Raw genomic sequence first — 26259 nt, forward strand, 5'->3', positions numbered from 1 at the left:
GCGGTCGCAAGGAAAGAGAGGCAGATGATGAAAAGTGCCGAACGCAGACAGGATGTCCCGGCACAGGCCGATCCGGCAGAGGTCCTGATCAACCAGAAATTGACGGCCCATCTGATGGCAAATGCGATCAAGACCGATATCCAGCCTGAGCGGACGGCGCCGGCCGTGCGGAAAAACACCACCAGAGGTTTCGGGTCTATCCCCGTTGCTCTGGCCCAGCTCGCCGGACTGCCGGTTCTTGTCCTTCTGATGTGCTTTGCCGCCGTCCATGCCTATCTGTATGAGACGAAGGAAAGTTAGGACTTCAGCACCCAGGATAAGCTTTTCTCGCCGAAGAAAGTCTCGCCGACCGTCATGTTAAGGAACGGCCGGCGCATCAATTAACGTCTTTCCTTTTTCTTGCGCCAGGGCGCATTCTTTTGCCAATCGCCAGCCATGATGCTCCCGTAGGGGATCACCTCGTCGACGACTTCTGCAAGGCCGTAATGTTCGATCTGGGACCGGACATTGGCAGCGTTCTTGTATGCGCTCGGCAGTTCCGAAATATCGGGGATGCCAAAGAAGAAGCGGGCGTCGAGACCCGATGTCTCCCTCTCCATCACGGCCGCGATGTTGTTCGGGCTCAGACCCCGGCTATCGGCCCCGAATTCCTCGCCGAGCCGACGCATATGCGCCGTCCGCGAGAAATTGCGCCCCGCGCCATGCGGCGAGAAGCCGAGGCCGTGGGCGGCGTCCGAGCCGCGCACGATCAGGATCGGCTCCGCCATGTTGAGCGGGATGATCGTCAGATCGGTCGAATCTTCAGCCCATTTGTCGAAGGCCGGTGTTGCACCCTTGCCATGGTAGAACAGGCCATCGGACTTGCGGAAGACGAAGTTGTGCTCGTTCCAGAACCGGTCGCTCACCTTCGCCGCCAGCTTTTCCGCCGTCATGTCATGGATGGCGTAGTGGTTTTCCTTCGTCCACCGGCGGATTGTCTGCAGCGCCGACCAGTACATGTCTCCTTCTTCGCTGTCGGCCGGAATCCAGGCATTCTCCCGGTGCGTTTCGGGCGAAAGCTGTTCGCGGAATTTGTTGGCGATCTTCATGCCTCGATCATAGAGCCGCGCACCGGGGGCACGCGATCCGTGATGGGTGACGAGCGCCGTCTCTCCGGTCGATTTCATCTGCCCGACATAGGCAAAATGATTGCCGTCGCCCTGCGTGGCGAAATGCTCGATACCGACATGCAGGATCTCCTTCAGCAAAGGGTTTGCCTGGAACGCCGAGAGTGTCTCCTCCGAAGGCTTGATCTGCGCGCCGCGCGGGCGTCCGCCGGGACCGAAATGCGTGACGGCATGCACGGCATCGAGCAAGGCCTTGGGCTCCACGCCCGGAAAGATCGAGATCGCCATCGAGCAGCAGATATCGGCCGAATGCATGCCGGGATGGATCGCTTCCGACGCCACCACGCCACCGACCGGGATCGTGCCGACCGGTCCGGACGGGCAGGCATCGGGCATGATGGCGGCTGCGCGGACGACAGGCGTGCGGGCAAGCTCGCGCATCGTCGCGCTCACCTTTTCGATGTTGTCCTGTTCGAAGGCATCTTCGGCACGGATATTAATGTGGATGAGCACGTCATTCGGCGCCTTGAGCGGCAGGGTCGGCCCCGGCTGATAGCCGCGGGCGACCGCCAGCGCGGCAGCCATGGAACCGCCATTTCCCAGCACTTGGTTCGCTGCTACCAACGCATCGCGAAACCACTTGCCCTGGCCCATGCCGGCATCGATCAAATCCTGTCCGCTCATTACCTCTGTCATTGTCTTTTCTGCGTTTGCAGTCCTTCTGGTTCCGTTTCGTTTCGTCACACCACCCGGGCGACGAGCGTTGGCCGGGGAATAATTCACCGCTCGCATTCCATCACCGATGGCGCTAAGTGGCCCCTGTAGTCACCGGCGGCATTCGCCCAGGGTCTTCTTCGTCATCCCGGCGACGAGTTTGGCAGGACCGTTGTGATGAGCTACGCATTGCCTTGTGCAACCGGGATGATTCGAACATCCGACCTTCCCGCCGCAAAGCGACGGGCTGCTCTTTCCGTGTAGTCCTGCCTGGCATTCGCCGGGTATTCCATTCATTCAAGCCCCCGCAACAAGGGTGGCAGGACAGTATTATCTGAGCTACGCGCTCCCTTCGGGAACGCGGGATGATTTGAACATCCGACACACCGGCTGGAAACCCGGCCGGCTGCTCTACCTGTAGTCCTGCCGGCATTTGCCGGGGATAGTCCTTTGCAGCGGCGACGAGGGTGGACGAAACCGGATGGTCCCGCTCGTGCCAGAGAGCGTGTGCCAAGGAGGAGTCGAACCTGCCAGACCATCCAACGGTGGATGCTGTAGTTCCGCCCGGCATTCGCCGCTGCAATTCTTTCGACAACCAATTAACCGGAAACTTTCCACCGTTCCTCCAAGACGAGGTGACGACGGAGCAGGCTTCGAACCCACAACTCCATTTGCGGAGCACCAGTATCGTTTCCGGCCTTTTGCCTCTGTCATGGCGACCAGTGTTCAAGGAAACTCCGCTACCAGAATGGGAGCGTGACTTCCCTTGCAGGGTTTGAACCCGCCGCGGCCGATGTAGTTTCCTTTGCATTCGCCATGTCATGCGTCCGTGACAACGAGGTGTGGAGAAACGTCCTGCTCTATCCGCTGAGCTACGGGGCCACAAAATGGAGGCCCCGGCGGGATTTGAACCCGCGACCTGGAGGGTAACAGCCTGTAGTTTCATCCGGCATTCGTCACGGTCCCGCGCCGTTCACGGCGGCGTGGGTTTATTGCTTTTACGTCACAGCTCGATCGACTCGATGGTTTTCACCCAGCCGTCCGCTCTGTTCGAGTTGGCCGCAAACGCCGTGATCACCCCATAGACGGCATCCGAGAAACCGCCGATGTTAAGCACGTCGTCCCGCGTCGGCGCCTGTGTGGTGGCATGGGGCTGGATATCAAGGCAGACCAGCTTTGCAGCCGGATTGACCCGCTTGATCCTTGCCCATTCCATCATCACAGCCGTCGGCTGACCACTCTTGCCCGCATCCATCCAGGACTGGTTGTCCGAGATGAACACGACGAGATCGACCTTCGCCTTCTCGTTTGCGAGTTTCCTCAGCGGAGCGGAGCAGTTCGTTCCGCCGCCGCCGACTGCCGCCAGCTTGGCAGCATTGGTCATCACCGAATCCCGCCGGTTGAGCTTGACGTTCACCACGTCGTTCTCGAACGGCAGCACCCGCGCCTTCGGGTTGCGCTGCAGGAACGCCGCGGTCATCAGACCAGCGACATCGATGCAGCGGACCGCGGATGTCGCCCCCTTGCGGTAACCAGTTACCGGCGAACCCATGGAGCCGGAAACGTCCGGGCAGAGCACCACATTGCCGGCAAGCGACGGCACATTGGCGATCGCGACATCCATGGCGTCCTGCAGTGCATCGCGCACGACATCCGGAACCTGGCCATCGACCATCTTCCACGCCATCATCAGTTGATAGGGAAAGACCTTGGCCTTGCGGACCTCGTCCGGATCGGCCAGTCGCGCAGCCAGCGCCTCGGCGAACCCTTCAACCTCGAACACGCCATTGCGTGCAAAGGTGTTGAGGTTCTGCCGCACCATCTGCCAGCCGCCCTTTTCGGCGATTTCGACCCAATGCTCCCGCGTCAGCGGCAGCGAGGTCAGCATCTGGAACGGCACGTCCGGCATAGTAGCCGTCTGGTCGCGCCGAAAGGCTTCCAGCGCCTTGATGAGGTCCGGCAGGGCCGCGTAGTCGTGCGGCTTGCCGATCGCCCAGGCATAGAGCGCCCTGCGTTCTTCCGACGCCGGCTTCGGGTGCACCATGCGGATCACATCGGCAAGCGACGGGTCGTTGCCGACCATCGCGCGCAGGATCTGTTCCGTGCTTGCCCGCTCGAGCCACGCCTGCACCAGCTTCTTCGGTCGCGTGCCGAGCGACTTGCGTCCTGTGGCACCCGACCGCATCACTTGGACGAAGCCGCGCAGCATCTTGCCGCTCTTGACCACGCGGGGAAACGCGCCGGCAAAGGCGTGGCTCTGAAGACCGGACAGCATGGCCAGCAGGGTGACCGGCATGTCCTTCATGTGGCCCTTCTCTGCAGCATAGACCGCCACCTTGGCCAGGAACTCCGGTTCGACCTGAAGCGCAAGCACCTTGACCGCCTCCAGTTGACCGGCACCATCCGCATAGAAGGTTCCGTTGAACATGCCGGTCACGGCATACTGCGCCAACGCTTCACGCGGCGTCAGCGTGTAAGCCGGCGCAGCTTCGTGGTTTTTCGTGTCCGTGCCCGAAAGCAGTTTTCCGAGGTAGGTTTTGAAGATCGCCTTGTTGACCATGACAGCACCTCTTGGTTGGTTCATGCCAGATACATTTCAAGACGCGTGCCAGTTAGAGAAAATCATCCGCAAAAAGAAAAAATTTCTTCTATCTTGCTGTTATTTATAAAGGAATATTTTGCGTTCCCAAACGCATCCGGAAATTGCGAATGGTCGGCACGTTCATTATAATATCCAATATTATCATCCTTTATAAAATTGGATAAGTTATGAAGCGGCGTGTTGCCATCAGCATATTGGGAACCACCCTCGACATGGGAAAATGGGACAATCGCTGGAGCCGCTGGCGGCCGAATGTCGGGCTGTGCCAGCAGGCCGGCTTGTTCATCGACCGATTGGAACTCATCCATGACAATCATGCGAGCGCACTCGCCAACCGGATCATTGCAGACATAGCGACCGTGTCGCCGGCAACGCAGGTGCGCAGCAATGTCATCAATTTCCGCGACCCGTGGGATTTTTCCGAGGTTTATACGAACCTTCGCGATTTTGCCCGCATCTACCCGTTCGACCCCGATACGGAGGATTATCTTGTCAACATCACCACCGGCACGCATGTGGCGCAGATCTGCTGGTTCCTGTTAACGGAAGCCCGCATCATTCCCGGCCAGTTGCTGCAGCTTTCGCCGCCGCGCGACCGGGAGCCGGACCAGGATTTTGCCGGCACGCACCGGATCATCGACCTTGATCTCTCTCGCTACGACGAGATTGCAAAACGCTTTGCCTCCGAGCGTGCGGACGCCGCTTCATTCCTGAAATCCGGCATTTCGACCCGCAATGCCGAATTCAACCGAATGATCGACGAGATCGAACGGGTGGTCATTCGCTCGAAAGCGCCCGTGCTCCTGACCGGTCCAACGGGTGCCGGCAAGTCGCAGCTCGCGCGCAAAATCTATGAACTCAAGAAAAGCCAGCGCAAGGTCAGCGGCCCCTTCATCGAGGTCAACTGCGCGACGCTGCGCGGCGACCAGGCCATGTCCACTTTGTTCGGCCACGTGAAGGGCGCGTTCACAGGCGCAGCAGGCGAGCGTTCCGGACTGCTCAAATCCGCCGACAAGGGCGTGCTGTTCCTTGACGAGATCGGCGAACTCGGCCTCGACGAACAGGCCATGTGCCTGCGCGCGATCGAGGAGAAACGCTTCCTTCCCGTCGGCGCCGACCGGGAAGTATCCGCCGACTTCCAGCTGTTGGCCGGCACCAATCGCGATCTCGGCGAAGATGTGCGCAAGGGCAAATTCCGCGAAGATCTTTATGCCCGCCTGAATCTCTGGACCTTCCAACTGCCGGGCCTGCGCGAGCGCAAGGAGGATATCGAGCCCAATCTCGACTTCGAGCTGAAACGCTTTCTGGAGCGGGAAGGTGAGAATGTTACCTTCAACAAGGAAGCGCGCCAACGCTACCTTGCATTCGCAACCGGACCACAAGCTGTCTGGAGCGCCAATTTCCGGGATCTCTCGGCTTCTGTGACCCGCATGGCCACGCTCGCCCCTTCTGGACGGATCACGACGGACGTTGTCGATGACGAAGTTCGGCGGCTCAATAGCTTTTGGCACGCCTCGTCTGGCAGTCACCCATCGGACGTTCTGGTTGAGGAAATATTGGGCGTTGAAGCCACCACGCGACTGGACCGCTTCGATGTCGCGCAACTGCACGACGTCATCCGAACCTGCCGGGAGCACACAACCGCAAGCGCTGCCGGCCGGGCCCTCTTTGCTGTCTCGCGACTGGACAAGAAAAGCAGCAATGATGCCGACCGTCTGACGAAATACCTCGCGCGTTTCGATCTGAAGTTCGATGATGTCAGGAAGCGAACCAGCCCTTGAAGGACCGGCAGGCGATGCGGCGCCATTGCCACCGAGAGATCGCCTGTTTTTTACTCGGGCAGTTCAGGTTTCCCGGTTTTGACAACCCTGGCGCCGTTCCGGCTCTTGGCTCGGCGATCACCCCGGGACTGCGTGTTCAGAGCGTCTTCCGCGGCAAGTTTTTTCCACCGCTCGAAGCGGGTCGCGTCAAGCTCGCCACGATCGACGGCAGCCCGCACCGCGCAGCCTGGCTCTGTCCCGTGCAGACAGTTACGGAAGCGACAGGACAGCGCCAACTCCGAGATATCGGCAAACACATCCTCAATTCCCTGCTGGACGTCCTGCAACTGCAACTCACGCATACCGGGCGTGTCCAGCAGCCAGCCGCCGCTGTCGAGCCGGTGCAGTTGACGGGCCGAGGTGGTGTGCCTGCCCTTGGCATCATCCTCTCGAACAGCCTGGGTCGAAATTCGTCCAGCTCCCGTCATGGTGTTGATGAGAGTGGACTTTCCGACCCCCGAGGAGCCGACGAAGGCCACTGTCTGACCCCGGCCGCACCAGGGCGCGAGTTGCGCGACCTCCTCAGGCAAACGCGCATTGAGGGCGACCACATCGAGCCCCGACAAAAGGGCGTCAGCCGCCCGGCGGAAGGCATCCGGCTCGTCCGCCAGATCCGACTTGGTGACGACGATCACGGGCGTGACATTCGCTTCACGCGCCAGCGTCAGATAGCGTTCGAGGCGGGCGATATTGAAATCCTGATTGCAGGACGTCACGATGAACAGGGTATCGACATTGGCCGCGATCATCTGCAACCCGCCCCTTTTTCCAGGAGCGCGACGCTTTATCAGGCTGAACCTGCGGAGAAGCCGCTTCGGTTGCAGGGTTTGCGGATCGAGCAGAAGCCAGTCTCCCGCAGTCGCGAATCCACCGTCAACGCCGCGGTCGGCAGCAAAATGAGGAACCGTTCCTTCATTATCGACACCAAGAACATGTAACACCGATCGATGCACAGCCGTCACCCGGCAGATCTTGAAAAGCCCGAATTCATCCGCATCGATCTGCTGTGAAAAAAACGGCCGCCAACCGAGATCGAAAAGATCCCGCGATGGCGTGGAGACAGGCTCGGGTCGGTTTTCTGGCAAGCGTGCCCCTCGATTTCGTGGATCCGGTCGCGTTGCAGGGCCAGCCGGTTAGTCTGTCTTCATAAACCTATGCTGCGCAACACCGCCAGTGATTTCCCTGTTGGAAGGGCGACGTTTCCCTCACGTTCGCGCTTAGGGCACGGTGGCCTCTTCATGCCGTCCATCTCGCAATGACATATTCCACCATGTTTTCGCCATATTTCCACAACCGCGTATTGCGGATATCATGAAACTCAATTAGCCCTGTTGCAACTTATGGTGTGAGGGGTGATTCATGAAGTTGCGCGGCATTGGTTTCGGACTTGTTGCAGGTCTTTTGGTGTCGGTTGCGACCGGTGCCTCTGCGGACGATCCTCAACTGGACGAAACAGTTCCCGCGATAGAAAGCCCGTTAGAGGTCCCGGCAGAGGTCGGGGAGCCTGTGCCGACGCAGCCGGAGTTGGAGCCGGCACAGCCTGAAAAGACTGAACTGAAGCGGGCACAACCCGTCGAGGAGCCGACGGCGGTCACCGATGCCGCAGGCGGCGTGGTTGTCGAAAACAGCTCCGTCGAGGAGCAACATGGCGGAGCCTGGGGAGCACATCCGACGCTCGGCGACGTCACGAACAACGGCGCCTTTTCCTACACCTATCCTATCGACGTTCCCGCATTCCGCGGTCTCGAACCCAAGCTTGAACTTACCTATAATTCGAGCCGGAAGACCAAAACGGGTGGAAGCTACCAGGGCTGGCTCGGCTTTGGCTGGGGCCTTTCCGGCATTCCCGTCATCGAACGTGTCGGGGCCGACCTTGGCATCCCGCAATATCCGGTTCTCCCGGCGCCGGATACAGATGTTTACACGCTGAACGGTGAGCCGCTGGCTCGCTGCAAGGGCTACGGAGCCTCATGCGTCGCTCAGGATACCGGCGGTGGAACCAACAACACGCCGAACACGTGGGTGTCCGAAGTCGAGAATTATCTGAAAATCAAATATATTCCTGCCAGCAATCTTTGGGAAGTGACCGCCCGCGACGGAACCAAAACCACGTTCACGTCGGTTGGCACAATCGCGAGTGCGGCTGCCAACGACGATACGAGCGAGCATGAAACCCGCTTCGAGTATCGATGGCTGGCTACGGAAACGGCCGACACATACGGCAACAAGATCAAATATTTTTACAGCTGCCCCGAATTACCGGTCTGCTATCCCACCGCCATTGATTATCACAATCGAGCAATCGGGACGCCCGTCAGGACGATCCGGTTCCATTACGACGCCCGGCCGGACTATATCGTGGCAGCCAACGGACACTCGCTGTCCTACACGAAAATGCGCATAAAGGCGGTTGTGGTTCAGACATCAGGCACAAACACGTCGGGTTACAAGCTGTCCTATGATCAGGCGCCTTTCAGCAATGCGTCGCGCCTGACATCGATCCAGCAGTTTGGAAGCGACCTTGTCCTGGATGCTAATTATGCCATCGCCTCCGGCAGTGCGCTGCCGCCGACGACGTTCGCCTATAATGACCCGACCTCAAGCGGTTTTGCGCCAAGCCAGGAAATTGTTGGACTCAACGGCATTCCGATTCAAAAAGTAACGGAGCGTTACGAGGTCGACAACCAGACGAAGACCAAAAACTTTCTGCGAAACTCCTACGCTGCCGTCGATGTGAATTCCGATGGCATAACGGAGATATTGAAGGCCAAATGGAGCGGCTACGGGGCGGAGAACTGCACCTATTTTTTATATCACAGCCCGCTTCGAAATACTGACTTTGACAAGAAGGACATTCTCCTTCCTTGCCCTTCATTTCTCTACGATAGCCCAATCTCATCAACGGCAAACGTCGCCCAGGTTCTTTCCGTTGGCCATTTCGGCACGGACAAGACCAAAACGCAGCTGATGACATTTTACCAGCCAGATGAAGACGTATGGTCGCACGAGAAGCTGAAGGTGCAGTGGCAATCGACCTTTTCCAAGAACGGAGCCGAATTCACGGAGATTCGCAAAAATTGCCTCGCGGCAAATGGCAGTGCGGATGCTGTAACCGATCCCATCTTAAAGGCGCTTTGCGACGATAAATATCCAAACCTGTTTCCCATCGATTGGCACGGGGACGGGCGTGACGAAGTGATACGCGGCGATAGCCACGTCGGGAACCTGTTCGGTGACGGGCGCCAGCAACGCATCTTCGTTGACGATGATCAGACCAATTTCCAGTATCTCGTCAATGGCACCTTCGAAACCGACAAGCTTGGCGATTTCATCTGCAAGGAAAGCTGCGCCATTGCCGATGTGAACGGGGACGGACTGAGCGACGTTGTCAACTTTGCCGATCTATCAAAAATATTTTTTTATCTGTTCACTGGCGACAAGCTGGTCAAGTGGTCTTCGCAGACCGACGACTGGGGCGAATCACCTGTGGTAACCGATGTCGATGGAGACGGAAAAGCCGAAGTTTTGTTCGCCACACCCACAGGCGACAGCCCCTTCGCCAATATGAGCTGGCGGATTTACAAGGCGATATCCAGTCCACAGGAACAAACGGGCATTGATGGGTCCAATCTCGGTATCGGGAGCAGCTTCGTCACATCAGGCGACTTCAACGGCGACGGCCAATCCGACCTGCTCATCGCGCCGCCCACTCCAAGCACTTCTTATAATCCTCAAAAAACCGATTATGAGAACGCTGCCGCTCTCAATCAGATGTTCGACAACTTTGAGGCCAATAAATACCGCATCCGATACGGGTCTGCGACCGGCGGCATCGCCCACCTCATCAACACGGTAACGACGCCGCAGGGCGGGCAGGTCAAGGCGGCCTATGCGCCGTCGACGGCCTACAAGAACACCTATCTGCCCTATAGCATTGCGACCGTCAGCTCCCTGTCGGTGCTGGACGGCCGGGGCCAGACGGCAACGACGCGCTATGATTACGCCAACGGCAAGTATGATATCGAAAAGCGCCGCTTCCTGGGCTTCGGCAATGTTGCGAAAACCCTGCCGAAGATCACCGGCGAGGCCGATGCGCCGATCGTCAAGACAGCCTATGTCCAGAACATCGCGGCCATCGGCCTGCCATCGACAAAAATATTCCTCGACCCGGACGGCGAGGTCCAGCGGGTGGTTGCGGAAACCTATGAGATCGACGACACGCATATCCCCTATAAGGCTCAAAACACCGTCACGACAACGGAACTGCGGGTTGGCACGGTAGAGCGCTCGACGCGCCAAACCCGGATCTTCGACGATTTCGGCAATATTACCCAGGAAACGGACGAAGGCCGCCGCGACGTGTCCGGCGACGAGACCATTACCAAACGGGCTTTCTACTACAACAAGGGCGCCTATATTGTCTCGCTGCCGGCCTGGCTCAGGCTGTCGGAACCCGGCAGCACCCAGAATCTGAGAGCCCAGAACTTTCTCTACGACGACCAGCAGGGGGAAGTCGCACCCATCAAAGGCGAGTTGACCGGCAGGCGCGATTATACCAGCTCCGGCGTGTATCAGGAATCCACATTCCACTATGACGACTACGGCAACCTGGACTGGTCGTCCAATGGCGTGGGAAACAAGACGTCCTATGTCTATGACGGGACGCAGCGTCTGTTCGTCACGAAAACGACTTTTCCCAATGGACTGGTGGAAACTGGTACCCCGAACGCGGCCTGCAGCGCGCCGGCGACGAAGACGGATGTCAACGGCGTCGTCACCAGCTACAGCTACGATGTCTTCTGCCGGCCGACCGAGGTTTTGAACGGCATATCGGGCGCCTATACGAAAACCGCCTATGAACAGTTCGGCAATCCCGCGTCGCAGTTCATCAAGACCTCGACAAGCCGGCAGAGTTCCACCGCCGATGCCGAGCAGTATCAGTCTTTCGACGGCCTGGGACGGGTCTGGCGCGTTATCGATGCGGCCCAGCCGAATTCGATTGTCGAAACCCGGTACGATCTCCGCGGAAATGTGGAAAAGGTCACCCATCCCTATTTCGCAGGCGAACCGCAATACTGGACGGTGACCAGTTTCGACTGGGCCAACCGTCCGATTGCCATCACCAATCCGGATGGCAGCAGCAAATTCCTGCATTACGGCCTGCAGGATACCCTGTCCATAACCGATAGTGTCCCGTTCCAATATACCCGCGTCGGCGATGAGGAAGGCGGGGCGATCTATACCTATACCTCCGCTGCCGGCGACGTGATCGCCAAGGCGCAGAGAAGCAGGCCCGCCGCAGACGGGAGCACGACCTCCCGCTGGCTCTTTGGCGCGACCTTCGATGGCGCGCACCGCATGCTTGGCGTCAAGGATGCGGCCGGTTCCGTCTGGACCTACACCTATGACTTGATGGGCAACCGCACATCGGCCAAAGATCCCGATCTGGGCCAGTGGTCCTACAGCTACGACAAGGCCAACCGCCTGGTCCGGCAGACGGACGCGCGCGACAAGGTGACGACCATCACCTATGACAGCAACGGCCGGCCCCTGACCACCATGGTCTATAACAGCGTTGCGGATGCCAATGCGAACAGCGGCGGCGGTCTGCTGTCGCAGAATGTCTATGACGAGGACGTCAGCGGCTATTACAACAAGGGTCAGCTGACGAAATCGTCCAATTCCATGCAGAAGCAGGAATTCCGCTACAATGCCGACGGCCTGCAGCAGATGAAGCGGGTGACGATCAACGACAGCGTCCTGGACGCCCCCCTGGTTCACACCGAGACGACCGGTCTCGACAAGGGCGGCCTGCCCCTGTGGAAGGAATACGGGCCGGATCCCTTGGGGCTCGATGTCGGTTCCTCGTCCAGCCGCTGGGCGTACGACCGCAAGAACCAGCTGATCTCGATCCCCGGCTACATCAATTCCGTGACCTACGAGGCCGATGGGCAGACCGCGTCGATCGCCTATAGCAATGGTTTCGAGACGTTCTTCACCTATGATCCGCAGCGCCGCTGGCTGACCAAGATCGCCACGCAGAAGGATCCCGGAAACGGCGATCCGATATCGGTGCTGCTGCGCTCGGCCTATGTCCGCGACCAGACCGGCCGCATCCTGTCGATCAACGGCCTTGGGACGCTGAACGACTGGGTCTATACCTATGACGGCTTCGGCCGGATCGCCGGCGCGGTGAATGCCGGCGATCCCGCCTATTCCGAAACCTTCACCTATGCCGCCAATGACAATCTCCTGTCACGCTCGCGGCTGACGGGGAGTTTCGTCTATCCCGCGGCCAGTGCCGCCCACCCGCATGCGCCCGTCTCGCTCGGCACCACCGCCTTTACCTATGACGACAACGGCAACCTGCTGACTGACGGGACGCGAACCTTCACCTACGATCTCGCCAACCGCGTCGCCTCCGTGGCGGCCGTCGGCAGCAACACGGTGACGCTGCGCTACGGTCCTGATGGTGCAAGGGTCAAGCGGGGATCGGCGGGCGGCAGCACCTATTATATCGACGCCAATGTCGAATATGACGGCACCCGCTTCACGCGCTATCCGCATATGGACATCAAGGTCACCGGCACGTCGCGCACTTTCCTCCACCGCGACCACCTCTCCTCCATCAGCGCCGTCACCAGCATGACCAGCGGCCTCGGCGCCACCGAGACCAACCGCTACGCCACCTTTGGCGAGCCCCACAACAAGGATATGGATACCCAGAAGGGCTATATCGGCGAACGCTACGACGCCGAAACCGGCCTGTCCTATCTCAACGCCCGCTACATGGACCCGAGGTTCGGACGGTTCATCTCGCCGGACACATGGGACCCGACGATGGAGGGTGTCGGCACCAACCGCTATGCTTATGCCGGGAACGATCCGGTGAACAAAAGCGATCCGAACGGGCATGCGTGGCTGAACGAGGGCTGGGACAACGTCTTTGGAAAAGGCAGTTTCGACCGGACGTTTGGCTCCGGCTCGTCGGAACGGGTTGATCAAGGCTGGAATCGAGGTGTTGAGAATAGCCAGTATTATGTTGAGAATAGTGTCGAAGGGCTTTCACGCATACCGGGAGACCTACGCAAAATCACGGATGATTTTGCAGAAGAACCACTTGAAACAACAGATGAATTATTAAATTCAATGCCGCCAAATCCAACGACCACAACGGGACGTGCGATAGTAGGTGTAATCGCCACAATAGTACCAAAAGTCGGTAACCTTCCAAAATTGATGTCCATTTGGTCGAGAACTAAAAATAAGACGCCAGTGGAAAACGCTCTATCGCACTGGAACAAGCACCGGTCCGAATTTCCCGAACTTTCCAATGCGAAGGAGTATGTTCAAAAAGCGCAGGATATGTTCAAGAACCCTCCAAGCAGCGCTCTCTCCAAAGTTAGACCTAATGGTGAAAGGCTTATGTACGATCCAATAACAAACACCTTCGGGGCATTGGACAAGGCCGCTCCCCAAAAACCTTATTTAAGCCTACTGGTGGCCTTGGATACTGGAACAGGCAGTAATTGTAAGGAGCAAGAAATTGATAAAGTTAAATCCCTGTCCATGTTGTGGCATGTTCACAATTGATCATTTGGGCGATTATGAAATCTGCGATGTCTGTAACTGGGAGGATGATCCTGTTCAGTCTGCGGATGTTTCTTATGCCGGCGGCGCCAATGAAATTAGCCTGATTGAGGCGAGAAAAATATGGAAAGAGAGCCTGAAATCCTTATGAAGGAACAGCGATGGCGCCTCAAATGAATACGGACCGGATCCGCTGGGGCTCGATGTCGGTTCCTCGTCCAGCCGCTGGGCGTACGACCGCAAGAACCAGCTGATCTCGATCCCCGGCTACATCAATTCCGTGACCTACGAGGCCGATGGGCAGACCGCGTCGATCGCCTATAGCAATGGTTATGAAACCCTCTTCACCTATGATCCGCAGCGCCGCTGGCTGACCAAGATCGTCACGCAGAAGGATCCCGGAAACGGCGATCCGATATCGGAGCTGCTGCGCTCGGCCTATGTCCGTGACCGGACCGGCCGCATCCTGTCGATCAACGGCCTTGGGACGCCGAACGACTGGGTCTACACCTATGACGGCTTCGGCCGGATCGCCAGCGCGGTGAATGCCGGCGATCCCGCAGGCGTCTATTCCGAAACCTTCACCTATGCCGCCAATGACAATCTCCTGTCACGCTCGCGGCTGACGGGGAGTTTCGTCTATCCCGCGGCCAGTGCCGCCCACCCGCATGCGCCCGTCTCGCTCGGCACCACCGCCTTTACCTATGACGACAACGGCAACCTGCTGACTGACGGGACGCGAACCTTCACCTACGATCTCGCCAACCGCGTCGCCTCCGTGGCGGCCGTCGGCAGCAACACGGTGACGCTGCGCTACGGTCCTGATGGTGCAAGGGTCAAGCGGGGATCGGCGGGCGGCAGCACCTATTATATCGACGCCAATGTCGAATATGACGGCACCCGCTTCACGCGCTATCCGCATATGGACATCAAGGTCACCGGCACGTCGCGCACTTTCCTCCACCGCGACCACCTCTCCTCCATCAGCGCCGTCACCAGCATGACCAGCGGCCTCGGCGCCACCGAGACCAACCGCTACGCCACCTTTGGCGAGCCCCACAACAAGGATATGGATACCCAGAAGGGCTATATCGGCGAACGCTACGACGCCGAAACCGGCCTGTCCTATCTCAACGCCCGCTACATGGACCCGAGGTTCGGACGGTTCATCTCGCCGGACACATGGGACCCGACGATGGAGGGTGTCGGCACCAACCGTTATGCCTATGCCGGCAATGATCCGGTGAACAGGAGCGATCCGAATGGGCATGTATCGGGTGCAACCGGACAACCGGAAGCGACAAAAGCCTACGAAAGTCAACAAGCAGCAGACCGGCAAGATCACGAGGCGTCAACTCTAGCCGACAAAATGCAAAGTCTTGGAAATGGAAATGAGGGGGGACTATTTGATGGCGTCGATCCAGAGGTCGAGGCCCTTGCACGTGAAAAACGTAAATTTGGAGTGTCGGGTATAGCTGACCCGAATGTTGTCAGCCCTTCAGATTTAGTGTCACCGGGTAGTTTAATAAATGTGGTGCGAGGGGTCGTCGGAAAGCTGGCAAGTAGTGGGGGGTTTATAACACGAATTGCCGCGGATAGTGTGCCCGCTTCAACGCCAATTGGACGGTTGGGTAATCCGATTAACGTGAAGCCTGGCACTAACGCGGAGACGGTCATTGGGGGGCGTGAGTTCGGTGGGCATGCTCTTGACCAAATGCAGGGTCGTGGAGTTATGCCTTCGGCTGTCGAGAACACAGTCAGGGTAGGCAGAGCCTCGCCCGATCCAATTCCTGGCCGCACACGCCATTATGAACAGACGAATAATCTGACCGTGATAACTGAATCCAATGGCAGGGTCGTAACGGTAATAACAGGGAAACGGTGATGGAACAAAGCGACATCGCAACACTGCAACAGATGCTGGATGAAATTAACGCTCATTCAAGTGAGAGCCTTGACCAGTTCGCTGAACGATTGCTTCAGCTACGTGATGAGCTTAAGTTTGATGATGCGGATTGGTACCACGATTTTACGCAGCATTTAGCAACATTAGACTCAGCATCAACGTTTCACCCAGCAAATAATCTGGAGAGGCACCAACTTAGTGCTGCAACTCAACAAGCAATTTTTCAGATAAACTACTTGATCCGTGCTAAACTTAGTTGATTGGCGTAGTAGACGGCTTCGGCCGGATCGCCGGCGCGGTGAATGCGGGCGATCCCGCTGGCGCCTATTCCGAAACCTTCACCTATGCGGCCAACGACAATCTCCTGTCACGCTCGCGGCTGACGGGGAGTTTCGTCTATCCCGCGGCCACTGCCGCCCACCCGCATGCGCCTCTTTCGCTCGGCAGCACCGCCTTTACCTATGACGACAACGGCCACATGGTGTCCGACGGGAAGCGTAACTTCACCTATGATCTCGCCAACCGCGTCGCCTCCGTGGCGGCCGTCGGCAGCAACACGGTGACGCTGCGCTATGGTCCTGATGGTGCAAGGGTCAAGCGGGGATCGGCGGGCGGCAGCACCTATTATATCGACGCCAATGTCGAATATGACGGCACCCGCTTCACGCGCTATCCGCATATGGACATCAAGGTCACCGGCACGTCGCGCACTTTTCTTCACCGCGACCACCTCTCCTCCATCAGCGCCGTCACCAGCATGACCAGCGGCCTCGGCGCCACCGAGACCAACCGCTACGCCACCTTCGGCGAGCCCCACAACAAGGATATGGATACCCAGAAGGGCTATATCGGCGAACGCTACGACGCCGAAACCGGCCTGTCCTATCTCAACGCCCGCTACATGGACCCGAGGTTCGGCCGGTTCATCTCGCCCGACACATGGGACCCGACCATGGAGGGCGTCGGCACCAACCGTTATGCCTATGCCGGCAATGATCCGGTGAACAGGAGCGATCCGAATAGGCATTCGTTTGGCTTGGACGATGGAAACGCAGCAGGTTCTGCGGGGCGCATCATGAAAGGCCTATCCATCGCGGTTCTGGCTCTCTACCTGTCAGCCTCGACGCTTTTGGCGGGAACTGTCCGGCTGGTGGACGATCTGGAAGCGCTGTTTGCAGCGAATAGCGATTTGCTCGATGTAAAACTTTCCATCGATGCAATGGTGGATCCGTCCAGCAATGCTGAAGCGGCTAATACCAACCGTCACTGATTAGAACCCTTGCGCCCATTTGCGTCGGCCGATTGACATGATCTTCCATGGTCGTTGCTGGAGGGTTCTCCAAGCGTAGCAGCAGTGGTCGACGATATCCTCGTAGGATTTGAAGACTCGGTTTGAGAGCCAGTTGTCCCTCATGAACTGCCAGATGTTTTCGACCGGGTTCAACTCGGGCGATTTGGGCGGCAGTGGCAGGATGGTGATGTTTTCTGGAACGACGAGATTGTTGGACATGTGCCATCCGGCCTGATCCATGATGAGGACGGCGTGTGCATGAACGGCGACGTTGCGGGATATCTCGATCAGGTGCTGGTTCATGGCATGGGTGTCGCACCACGGCATGACGAGAGCGGCGGCCTTGCCGTGCTTGGGACAGATGGCACCGAAGATATAGGCCGATCGGGTTCGCTGGTCGTGCGGCGCGGACGGCCTTGAGCCCCGCTTGGCCCAACGACGCGTGATCTTGTTCTTCTGGCCTATCCGGGCTTCGTCCTGGAACCAGATTTCGATTACTTTGCCCTTGGCGGGACCTGCGGCGATTTCTGCCACAGCGGCGGGGAAGTTTTTTTAAATGCCTCGGCCGCCTCGGCATCCTGCGCATGATGTCTTGGGCGAGCCGAGAGCTTGCGATAGCCCATGGCACGCACTTCGCGGCCCAGGGTCTCCTCGCTCACCGAGATGCGGAACTCTTCCCAAATCCATTGCGCCAGATCACACAGACGCCAGCGAACGACTCCATCCAGATACGGGGTCGGTCCGCGCTCTATGGCTTGCGCCAAAGCCGTTCGCTGTTCATCGTTCAGGAGAGAAGGTTTGCCCGGGGCCTTGCCGTTGATAAGGCCGGCGGGACCGCGTTCATTGAAGCGCACCACCCAGTCGCGCACGATCTGAACCGTCACACTGCCAAGCCGGGCGGCATCGGCGCGTGAGCCGCCATCATAGATCGATGCAAGTGCCAGAAGCCGCCGTGCCTGATCGGCATCGCGTGTCTGCCGAGCCAGAAGCCGCAACCTGGCTCCGTCGAAGTCCGATCGCAAAGAAATCGCTGAACCCATCACAAACCTCCAGTTTGCATCACAGATTCAGATTCGTTGGCTGCTGGGAATCCCCTTCAGAGTCATGCTCACTGACGGTTGGTATAAGGCGGCGATCGAGCGCATGGCTATGGACGTGAAGGCCATGGCAGGCGAGGGAGCAAAGAGTACCGAAAAGCTCGTAGCCCTGAAACGCTATCTCTATGAGGGTGGCGCTTGGAACGAAAACCGGCCCTTTCAATATGACTTTGCAGATCCGCTCGGAGAGAAGCCAGCGAACCGCCTGCTGCGCCGCTACCTGACAACTCGGCGCGGCAACTGCATTACCATGCCAATGTTGATGGTGTTCGTCGGCCAGCGGTCGGGCCTGAAGATGACGCTCGCTGAAGCGCCGTTGCACGTCTTCATCAAATACACCGATGATGATGGCGTGGTCTGGAACCTCGAACCCACCAACGGCGGCGGGTTCACCCGCGATGTCTGGTACCGTCAGAAGCTGCCAATGTCGGACAAGGCGGTTGCGAACGGGGTTTACCTGCGGGCACTATCCCATGAGGAAGCCGCCGTGTTGATTGCCTCGTTTCTAGTCGAACATCAGATCGACGCCGGCGATTTTGAGGGGGCGATTGCGGTCTCCGACGTGCTGCTGCGGCATTATCCCACCTTTGCCTATGGGCTGGTGAAGAAGGGCAGCGCCTATGCCGGCCTGTTGCGGCGGGAACTGGCCGGGAAATATACACGGATGGAAGACATTCCCGCCGACCTGAAGGCGAAAGCCGATCAGTGGTACGGGCAGAATATGCAGGCTTTTGCCAAGGCGGAAGCGATGGGGTGGCGGCCGCAGGACGGCCAGACAGAATAACGGTCTGATTCAATTGGGGACTTGTTCATGAAATGCTTTTCCAATGGGTTTCTGACCCGTATTCTCAGCCTGCTTTTAATCTGCAGCATACTGTCCGTATCCTTCGGCTCAGCGGCGAATGCACGGTTCATCCAGCCAGATACGATGGATCCAACACTGCCGGGTGTCGGTACCAACCGTTACGCGTATGCCGGCAATGATCCGGTCAACAACAGCGATCCGAATGGGCACCAGGCGGCTACAGCCACTGGTGGATTTTGGGGAACTATAGGGAGTGCTCTATCTAGATTAGGTGCAGCAATTGGGTTTGGTGGAGCAGCCACTGTAGGAATAATCGCAGGCGGCGTTGTCCTGGTTACCGCAACTCCTATGGCTAATGGAGAGATGAAGCCTGATACTCAAGTAAACAATGGCGGCGGCCAAACTGCCGCTGTCGGTGGTGCTCCAGCGGGTGGCCCAGAAGATGAAGAGAACGAAAAACAAAAAGAGCCAGAAGTCTCCAGCAAAGAAATATCGCGCGCCTTAAAAGCAGAAGATCTTGGTATTAAGGGAGAAATTGATTCTCTAAAAGGATCGGTGAGAATAAAAGACGGAGTTATGACTGTGCGAGTTGACTTTGTTCAAGGGCGAATTGCGAGTTCACCGAAAGAAATATTCTCGAATCTCAAATCAGTTGCTCGAGCAAATGGAGCTAATTCTCTTAATGTCGAGGCAAGCATCGCAAACCCTGTAGTAGACAGAGTCATGAGAGGATTTGCAGTTAGAACAATATCCGATACAATGCCCGGCAGACTAGGAACCACTATACAGTCGTATAGCATCCCGCTAGATTAGGAGCAACTGTGAACGTCCGATCGCGTACTCATCGAATTCTATCTAAACTCGATGGCTATTTCTCAGATCCTACTTCAGTTGGGTTTGATTTTGACGCCAATGATTTCATTGGAGCTTACAGATCCGACTCCGGCTCTACAATATGCGTATTTAATGAATTTTGTATATTAGTTACGCAAGACGGATTAAATCGCATAGAATATAAAACAATAGAAAACGTGACGGCTCCGCAACAAAAGAACAGCAAATATATTGAGATAAAAGACAAATTTGGACACGTATTTTTATTTTATGACGATAATATAACAAATTTAATGAGTGTTATAAGATTTATTCTGAGAGTTCGTGATGACTGCAAGGATCTTCATTTGCGCTGAGAGCTAATACTAATCGGCATAGATCATAGCAGAGGGGCCTAATCTCGCAATCCGATTGGACATCTCTAAAAACCTCCCCCCTTTTCGGCAAATCGTGATTCAATCCGGCTTGTGTGATTTGGCGGAGCGGATGATGCGTGGACAGCTTGGATTTTGGAGTTTGGAAGAGCGTTACGAGCGGCTGAGCGCCGTCGGGGACCCTTTGGAGAAGCTCAACGCCATTGTCCCGTGGGCTGTGTTCGAGAAGCCGTTGGCCAAAGCGCTGAAGCGGTCGGACGGATCGAAAGGGGGACGACCGCCGTTCCCGGAGGTCATGATGTTCAAGGTTCTGGTGCTGCAGGCGCTGTGTAATCTCTCAGACGATCAGGCAGAGTTCGTGATCCAGGACCGCCTTTCGTTCATATCTTACCCGACAGGCGAAGCGCGCATCGCCGAAAGTGCGGTTTCTTGGTTTGTCCCTGTCGCAGAAGGTGCCGGATGCCAAGACGATCTTGCCGTTCCGCAAAAGCCTGGTTCGGGCCGGTGCCATCGACAACCTCTTTGCCCGTTTCGATAAGAATTTGTCGCGGTCCGGCTACTTGGCCAAGGGCGGACAGATCATTGACGCGACGATCATTCAGGCTCCCAAACAGCACAATAATCAGGACGAGAAGGCGGCGATCAAGGCTGGAGAAATCCCGCCGGAGTGGAAGGACAAGCCCGCCAAGCTCGCGCAGAAGGATCGCGACGCGCGTTGGACGGTGAAGTATTCCAAGGCGAAGCAACCGACAGAAACGCCGACATCAACAGCGACCCGGCAGCACGACATCGCCATTCCGACGTTCGGCTACAAGAACCATGCGGGCATCGACCGGGCGCACGGCTTCATCCGCGGATGGACGGTGACGAGTGCGAGCGCCCATGACGGTGCTCAGCTCAGGAATGTCGTCTCCAAGGACAATACGGCATCGACGGTCTGGGCCGACAGCGCCTATCGCTCGAAGACCAATGAGGGATGGCTGCAGGACAACGGCCTGAAGTCTGACATCCACCAGAGGAAGCCAAAGGGCAAACCCATGCCGGAAGCGATGTCGCGGGCCAATGGCCGCCGCTCGAAAGTCCGCTCCGCCGTCAAGCATGTCTTCGCCCGGCAGAAGGACAAGATGAAGCTCTTCATCCGAACCATTGGCATCAGCAGGGCCAAGGTGAAGATCGGCATGGCCAATATCGCCTACAACATGCTTCGCTATGTCTGGCTGACCGGAAAAACGCAGGCCGCGTGACGCACGGTGGCCCAACGGCCGGAATGCACGCCGCCACGGCGGCAATCACAATCAAAAACAACAGCATTCCTCGCCAGGTTCACCCGGAAGGCGGCTCTACACACCCATCAAATCAACGGAAGCCGGTAAATAGAGGTGTCCGTTTTGCTGCGCGGCCTTCGAACATCTTCGACGTCGCTCGTTCGCGGTTGGTCGCCTTGTCATCGATTTCGAAATGAAAGATCGGTCTTTGAATGCCGTCTTCGAATCCGGCGCTGCGTGCCGTGGTCAACTCTACCCGATAGTTTGCCCGGATAGCATCGACATGCGAGATCGGTAAGCCGCTTTTCATGAGGTAGGCGAGGCCAGCGCATCCGTCCTCCAGGGAAAGCCACGTGGGTCCCGAACTTCGTCAGAAGCTGACAGGCCCAGCCAACCTCGAGATCGAGTTCCATCTCGACGACATCGCCACCGCATCCATTGCGTTTGGCCATCGTGCTGATGTCGTCGAGCCTTTCGAGTTCCTTGTCCCGCTCGTGTTCGAACAAAGATTGTAGCTGCTGCCTGGTCGCCATCATGTCCTTCGAATGCATCTTCAATTCGGCCAGCCGCGTGTTGAGTTTGCGGCCAATGATCTGAGCCCTTCTATGGTCTGAACAATGAAGGCTCAGTGAAAGTCGGCTGCCTGGCCGACAGTGGACAAAGGCGGCGGGGACGCGTGCCCGCCAATAGAAGATATTTCCGCGGCGGATCAGATTCTCGACCTCGTGGCGCACGGCCATGACGAATACCCTGTCTTCGCCTGAGGTATCTGCCGCGACGCGCTAAGCGCATGGGCATCACCCTTGGGCATCAGGTCGCCAATGATGCCAAAACGATATCCGGCACGACTGGAAAATCAAGGAATTAAGGGCTTTTAGGGAGAATTGGCTGGGGAACCTGGATTCGAACCAGGACTAACGGAGTCAGAGTCCCTAGAGACCTGATGTTATTGCTGCATGTTTTGTCAAAATAGGGCTAAACATGGCTAAACCATATCAAATAGTTAGAGGGGTTTTGCAAAATGAAACCCCGCATTATTTTGATAATCTGTCGTTTGAACATAGAGAGATTTGGCGACGGATTTCCGATCCACGACCTTACTGTGTGAAGGTTAAAGAGCGGGATCGCAGACTATGCATTGCAGGCATGTGGTGGCGGGCATCAAGGGCGGCCAACAATGAGGCTGGTAAAATGGGTCCAAGCCTGCTCGCCCTCCGAGACAAGTATTCACTGACGTGTCATGAGGTGCTGTTCGTAACCGGAAGGGGTTCGAACCCCGGGCCTTTCGTATGAGCAAGGCCACTGGGGAAATACCTACTGAAGTCTTCGATATGATGGCTAAAGCTGAAGCGTCACGTCTGGCGCTGGACGATTTGGCTTTCGAATACGCATGTCAATTGCGGGGCCTCACCGTAAATGGCTCACGCCGATTTGAACCCGGTGCTAGTTGGAGTGCCGATGGCGATGAGTTCGATGTCAATACGATGAACGAGGAATTTGCAGTCGTTCTTAGTGGAGGATCTGCAATGATCGTTCGAGAGCGCTTTGATGCGCCAGTGGAAGATCGTTTAAGATTTGTCCGCGTAGATGCGTTCAAAACTCTTTTCCAGAACCGCTACAAGACCGTTCGAGGCCCAGATGGAAAGGAGAAAGAAATTACGTGGGCAACGGCATGGTTGGGGCATCCTGCCAGGCGACAATATGACGGCCTGGAGTTTCACCCTGATCCGGCCGGATCTGGCGGCACTGGAGGTTATCTCAACCTGTGGCAGGGATTTGCTTTCGACCGGAAGAAAGGAGGGACTTACACCCTCTTTAAAGACCACCTTCTGTCCAATGTCTGCAATGGCGACAATGGGCTGTTCCGATGGATATTCGGATGGTTTGCGCAGATCTTTCAAGAGCCGAGGGAAAAACCAGGCACTTCACTGGTATTTCGAGGTTCTATGGGCGTGGGTAAATCAAAAATCGGTGAAATTATAGGTGAGTTACTTGGAGGACACTACTTTCAAGTAGATGATCCACGCTACATCACCGGACAGTTTAACCACCATATGGCTGCGTGCCTGCTGTTGCAGGCCGAAGAGGCCGTGTGGGCCGGCGATAAAACGGCTGAAGGCCGCCTGAAAGGATTGATTACTAGCAAGACGCAGATGATTGAATCTAAAGGCATTGATCCAATCAGGCTCCCTAATTACGTGCGCGTTATCCAAACGTCGAATGAAGACTGGGTTATTCCTGCCGGAAAAGACGAACGCCGTTTTGCAGTGTTCGACGTGCTGCCGACTTGCGCAAATAATCACGCCTACTTTCGCCAGATGGATGATGAGCTACGTAACGGCGGATATGAAACTCTCCTTCATGACCTTCTCAGTTTCGACCTATCCGGTCTCAACCTGCGCGACATTCCAAAAAACGGTGCGTTGCTAGATCAAAAAATACGATCACTTGATCCAATAGAGGCGTGGGTGCTTGAGCGCTTACGGTCGGGTGCGCCAACAAAAAAACATAGCGGATGGCCGGAATATGTCACGACTGAGGCATTGAGGGATGATTACATTCGTTCCAGCGAAGAAGTTGGCATTAAGCGCAAAGCGCAAGAGGTCACGTTCGGTTCTAAGATAATGAAGCTGCTGCCGGGTATAGCGAGGAAGAAACGGGTTGTGGAAACCGATGAAGGTGGTGCGACGACAAGAGTGTGGGTCTACGAGTTCCCATCGTTGGAGGACTGTAGGTCACGCTTTGAAGGTGTCCTTGGTCAGGTTTATAACTGGAACGAATAAGAATGCCCCATCTAAGATGGGGCGCATTCGCCAGATGGGGCGCAAAAACCATAAACGAAATCAACGTTGTGCCCCATCTGCCCCATCTGCCCCATCTATCAGGCGTGACCACGTACGCGCGTAATCGACCTGAGACAATGAAAGATAAATCTTACTGACTTTGAAAATAGATGGGGCAGATGGGGCAGATGGGGCATTTGATTGAAAAGATTTAATAAAATCGCGCCCCATCTCGCTTAATTCATTAATTTGAGATGGGGCAGATGGGGCGCGACCAGGCCGGCAGGGGGTGGTCTTGGACTTTCCACCTCTACCGGGGACCGGCGGGGGGTCCAACGCTCTATAATTTTTTCAATTAGTTAATTTTTTTCTTCTAATTACAATGGCATAACTCGAAACTTACGCTTTGTCGTAAGTTGCCAAATTCCCGCCGATCATTTTTTCCGGCATAAAATCGGGATGAATATTTGGCCTTTTTCCCGCTCCGCTCCGATCGAACAACGCGACGCCTCGCTGTCGGCGCCTGATGCTGTGATGGAGGCTTTGTGGACCGGGAGCGCGGCCGGAGCGCCTGCGATCTCCGGTGGATCGGCACTCCGGGTGCCAGCGGTCGCCGCTGCGGTGCGCGTGATTTCGGAGGCCGCCGCGACCCTCGACATTCGGATCATGGAACGGGCCGAGGATGGCACGGAAACCGAGGATAAAAATCATCCTGTCGGCATCCTCCTGCGCGGCGATGCGAACAGCTGGACCAGCGGTTTCGAACTGATCCGCGATCTTGCGGCCGACGCCCTGACACGTGACTGGGGCGGTCTCGCCTGGGTCAATCGCATCGGCGGGGACATCCGCGAAGTCATCCGCTACATGCCCTCTGCCATGTCGGTCACCTACGATCCGCAGACCGGTGAGCCGACCTACCGCCTCGACGGTCGCGTCATCGACAACCGCAATGTGATCCATGTTCGCGGGCCGTTCGACAAGTCGCCGCTCACCCTCGCGGCCGAGGCAATTGGCCTCGCGAAGGAAATGGAACGGCACGCCGGCAATCTCTTTCGGAACGGAGCTCGCCCTGGGGGTGTACTTGAAGCACCGAACAAACTTAGCCCTGAAGCTGCGAAGCATATCATGAGCTCTTGGAAGGCAGCTCATCAAGGCTCCGCCAACGCCGGCAAAACGCCGCTCCTGTACGAAGGCATCACGTTCAAGCAGATGTCGCTCAACAGCGTGGATAGCCAGTTCCTCGAATTGCGTACTTTCCAGATCCTCGAAATTGCCCGCGCCTTCCGCGTCCCGCCGTCGATGCTGTTCGAGCTGGACCGCGCGACTTGGTCGAACTCCGAACAGATGGGTTTCGAGTTCCTGACCTACACGCTTGAGCCGTGGCTACGGGCGCTCGAAAGCGCTCTCACCCGAGCGCTTCTGTCGCGTGAGGACCGTTTGCGCTACCGCATCATGTTCGATCGCGACGACCTGACGCGCGCCGATCTGACGGCCCGCGCCACGGCAATTTCCAGCCTGATCAGCGCCAAGGTCATCAATCCGAACGAGGGCCGCGCCTGGCTGGACCTTGCGCCCTATGCCGGCGGCGAGGCCTTCAGCAATCCACATATCAACACCGACGCGCCGGGCGTGGGCCATAACGGCGGCCCGCCGATCGACGACAAGACCGAGGAGCCGGACAATGGACCTGAATGACGTGCTGGCGAATGTGACCGATCAGGATCGCGGCCGGGAACTGACGATCGTCAACCCATGGACCGGCGAACAGACCGACATGAAATTCTGGATCGTCGGTCCCGACAGCGACACCCAGCGCCGCGCCCGCGTCGAAATGATGGACGAACTGGCCGACGCGGCCGACGAGAGCGGTCGGGTTTCGGGCGAACAGCGTGAGGCGGCGCGGCTCAACAGCCTTGCGAAATGCGTGTTGCGCTGGGACGTCAAGCAGGGCGGCGAGCAGCTGCCCTTCGGGCAGAAGAACATTCTGCGCGTTTTCCGGGCCGGCACCTGGATACAGGCGCAGGTCGATGCCTTCGCCGGCGACCGTGCCAACTTCCGGCCGGAGGCGTGAC

The 26259-nt window shown here is 57.2% G+C and carries 17 protein-coding genes and 1 pseudogene; 13 read left to right on the forward strand and 5 right to left on the reverse strand.

From position 1 onward, the window contains the following. The first annotated feature begins 24 nt into the window (after positions 1-24). Positions 25-300 carry a hypothetical protein gene (locus PY308_RS05510; RefSeq protein ID WP_275789075.1) on the forward strand — a complete coding sequence of 92 codons (276 nt, stop codon included), beginning with the start codon at positions 25-27 and terminating at the stop codon, positions 298-300. Positions 301-380: 80 nt separating this feature from the next. Here PY308_RS05510 and PY308_RS05515 read toward each other — a convergent pair whose 3' ends face one another. Beyond that, positions 381-1790 (reverse strand): RtcB family protein, encoded by a 1410-nt coding sequence (locus tag PY308_RS05515; RefSeq protein ID WP_275791027.1) that lies wholly within the window; start codon positions 1788-1790, stop codon positions 381-383. 1033 nt (positions 1791-2823) lie between these two features. Next, positions 2824-4380 carry an RNA-binding protein gene (locus PY308_RS05520; RefSeq protein ID WP_338051085.1) on the reverse strand — a complete coding sequence of 519 codons (1557 nt, stop codon included), beginning with the start codon at positions 4378-4380 and terminating at the stop codon, positions 2824-2826. Positions 4381-4589: 209 nt separating this feature from the next. On the opposite strand from PY308_RS05520, the gene rtcR reads away from it, so the two are divergent. Further along, on the forward strand, positions 4590-6203 hold the full coding sequence (rtcR, locus tag PY308_RS05525; protein WP_275789078.1) for an RNA repair transcriptional activator RtcR: 1614 nt from the start codon (positions 4590-4592) through the stop codon (positions 6201-6203). Between the two features lie 50 nt (positions 6204-6253). Here rtcR and rsgA read toward each other — a convergent pair whose 3' ends face one another. Further along, on the reverse strand, positions 6254-7327 hold the full coding sequence (gene rsgA / locus PY308_RS05530; RefSeq protein ID WP_275789080.1) for a ribosome small subunit-dependent GTPase A: 1074 nt from the start codon (positions 7325-7327) through the stop codon (positions 6254-6256). Positions 7328-7601: 274 nt separating this feature from the next. Between rsgA and PY308_RS05535 the strand changes: the two genes are divergently transcribed. The 5 genes from PY308_RS05535 (at position 7602) to PY308_RS05550 (ending at position 17008) form a co-directional block, all read left to right on the forward strand. Further along, positions 7602-13835, forward strand: a complete 6234-nt coding sequence (locus tag PY308_RS05535) for an RHS repeat-associated core domain-containing protein (protein WP_275789082.1) — start codon at positions 7602-7604, stop codon at positions 13833-13835. After that, positions 13822-13983, forward strand: coding sequence for a CPCC family cysteine-rich protein (locus tag PY308_RS22955; RefSeq protein ID WP_350339842.1), 162 nt, complete (start codon positions 13822-13824; stop codon positions 13981-13983). Before PY308_RS05535 ends, PY308_RS22955 begins: the two co-directional genes overlap by 14 nt. A gap of 129 nt (positions 13984-14112) precedes the next feature. Next, entirely contained in the window at positions 14113-15717 is a 1605-nt protein-coding gene (locus PY308_RS05540) for an RHS repeat-associated core domain-containing protein (RefSeq protein ID WP_275789083.1), read from the forward strand. Continuing rightward, positions 15717-15998 (forward strand): hypothetical protein, encoded by a 282-nt coding sequence (locus PY308_RS05545; RefSeq protein WP_275789085.1) that lies wholly within the window; start codon positions 15717-15719, stop codon positions 15996-15998. Before PY308_RS05540 ends, PY308_RS05545 begins: the two co-directional genes overlap by 1 nt. Next, on the forward strand, positions 15995-17008 hold the full coding sequence (locus PY308_RS05550; RefSeq protein ID WP_275789087.1) for an RHS repeat-associated core domain-containing protein: 1014 nt from the start codon (positions 15995-15997) through the stop codon (positions 17006-17008). Before PY308_RS05545 ends, PY308_RS05550 begins: the two co-directional genes overlap by 4 nt. Here the strand turns inward: PY308_RS05550 and PY308_RS05555 are convergent. After that, positions 17009-18069, reverse strand: a protein-coding gene (locus PY308_RS05555; protein ID WP_275782665.1) for an IS630 family transposase whose coding sequence is annotated in 2 segments (ribosomal slippage) — positions 17009-17577 and positions 17577-18069 — 1062 coding nt in all. Because the reading frame shifts where the segments join, the coding sequence is not laid out codon by codon here. A 64-nt stretch (positions 18070-18133) separates the two neighbouring features. On the opposite strand from PY308_RS05555, the gene PY308_RS05560 reads away from it, so the two are divergent. From PY308_RS05560 to PY308_RS05570, 3 genes and pseudogenes are all read left to right on the forward strand, one after another. Then, positions 18134-18910 (forward strand): transglutaminase family protein, encoded by a 777-nt coding sequence (locus tag PY308_RS05560; RefSeq protein ID WP_275789089.1) that lies wholly within the window; start codon positions 18134-18136, stop codon positions 18908-18910. A gap of 27 nt (positions 18911-18937) precedes the next feature. Further along, complete coding sequence (locus PY308_RS05565) at positions 18938-19744, forward strand: RHS repeat-associated core domain-containing protein (protein ID WP_275789090.1); 807 nt, start codon at positions 18938-18940, stop codon at positions 19742-19744. A 510-nt stretch (positions 19745-20254) separates the two neighbouring features. Beyond that, positions 20255-21383: pseudogene (locus PY308_RS05570) on the forward strand (IS5 family transposase). 200 nt (positions 21384-21583) lie between these two features. Here PY308_RS05570 and PY308_RS05575 read toward each other — a convergent pair. Further along, positions 21584-22144, reverse strand: coding sequence for a DUF6538 domain-containing protein (locus PY308_RS05575; protein WP_275789091.1), 561 nt, complete (start codon positions 22142-22144; stop codon positions 21584-21586). 549 nt (positions 22145-22693) lie between these two features. On the opposite strand from PY308_RS05575, the gene PY308_RS05580 reads away from it, so the two are divergent. From PY308_RS05580 to PY308_RS05590, 3 genes are all read left to right on the forward strand, one after another. Next, positions 22694-24187, forward strand: coding sequence for a primase-helicase family protein (locus PY308_RS05580; RefSeq protein WP_275789093.1), 1494 nt, complete (start codon positions 22694-22696; stop codon positions 24185-24187). 459 nt (positions 24188-24646) lie between these two features. After that, positions 24647-25882 (forward strand): phage portal protein, encoded by a 1236-nt coding sequence (locus PY308_RS05585; protein ID WP_275789095.1) that lies wholly within the window; start codon positions 24647-24649, stop codon positions 25880-25882. Beyond that, positions 25869-26258 carry a hypothetical protein gene (locus PY308_RS05590; RefSeq protein WP_275789097.1) on the forward strand — a complete coding sequence of 130 codons (390 nt, stop codon included), beginning with the start codon at positions 25869-25871 and terminating at the stop codon, positions 26256-26258. The genes PY308_RS05585 and PY308_RS05590 overlap by 14 nt, the downstream gene beginning before the upstream one ends. Position 26259: the final 1 nt, after the last annotated feature.

This window comes from Pararhizobium gei (genome assembly GCF_029223885.1).
Lineage (GTDB): Bacteria > Pseudomonadota > Alphaproteobacteria > Rhizobiales > Rhizobiaceae > Pararhizobium > Pararhizobium gei.

Excerpts from the sequence above, each read along its gene's own strand:
- PY308_RS05590 (WP_275789097.1), top strand. The coding sequence starts at position 25,869 with ATGGACCTGAATGACGTGCTGGCGAATGTGACCGATCAGGATCGCGGC.
- PY308_RS05510 (WP_275789075.1), top strand. The coding sequence starts at position 25 with ATGATGAAAAGTGCCGAACGCAGACAGGATGTCCCGGCACAGGCCGAT.
- rtcR (WP_275789078.1), top strand. The coding sequence starts at position 4,590 with ATGAAGCGGCGTGTTGCCATCAGCATATTGGGAACCACCCTCGACATG.
- PY308_RS05545 (WP_275789085.1), top strand. The coding sequence starts at position 15,717 with ATGGAACAAAGCGACATCGCAACACTGCAACAGATGCTGGATGAAATT.
- PY308_RS05535 (WP_275789082.1), top strand. The coding sequence starts at position 7,602 with ATGAAGTTGCGCGGCATTGGTTTCGGACTTGTTGCAGGTCTTTTGGTG.
- PY308_RS05580 (WP_275789093.1), top strand. The coding sequence starts at position 22,694 with ATGAGCAAGGCCACTGGGGAAATACCTACTGAAGTCTTCGATATGATG.
- PY308_RS05560 (WP_275789089.1), top strand. The coding sequence starts at position 18,134 with ATGCTCACTGACGGTTGGTATAAGGCGGCGATCGAGCGCATGGCTATG.
- PY308_RS05565 (WP_275789090.1), top strand. The coding sequence starts at position 18,938 with ATGAAATGCTTTTCCAATGGGTTTCTGACCCGTATTCTCAGCCTGCTT.
- PY308_RS22955 (WP_350339842.1), top strand. The coding sequence starts at position 13,822 with ATGTTCACAATTGATCATTTGGGCGATTATGAAATCTGCGATGTCTGT.
- PY308_RS05575 (WP_275789091.1), bottom strand. The coding sequence starts at position 22,144 with ATGGCCGTGCGCCACGAGGTCGAGAATCTGATCCGCCGCGGAAATATC.
- PY308_RS05585 (WP_275789095.1), top strand. The coding sequence starts at position 24,647 with ATGAATATTTGGCCTTTTTCCCGCTCCGCTCCGATCGAACAACGCGAC.
- PY308_RS05515 (WP_275791027.1), bottom strand. The coding sequence starts at position 1,790 with ATGAGCGGACAGGATTTGATCGATGCCGGCATGGGCCAGGGCAAGTGG.
- PY308_RS05520 (WP_338051085.1), bottom strand. The coding sequence starts at position 4,380 with ATGGTCAACAAGGCGATCTTCAAAACCTACCTCGGAAAACTGCTTTCG.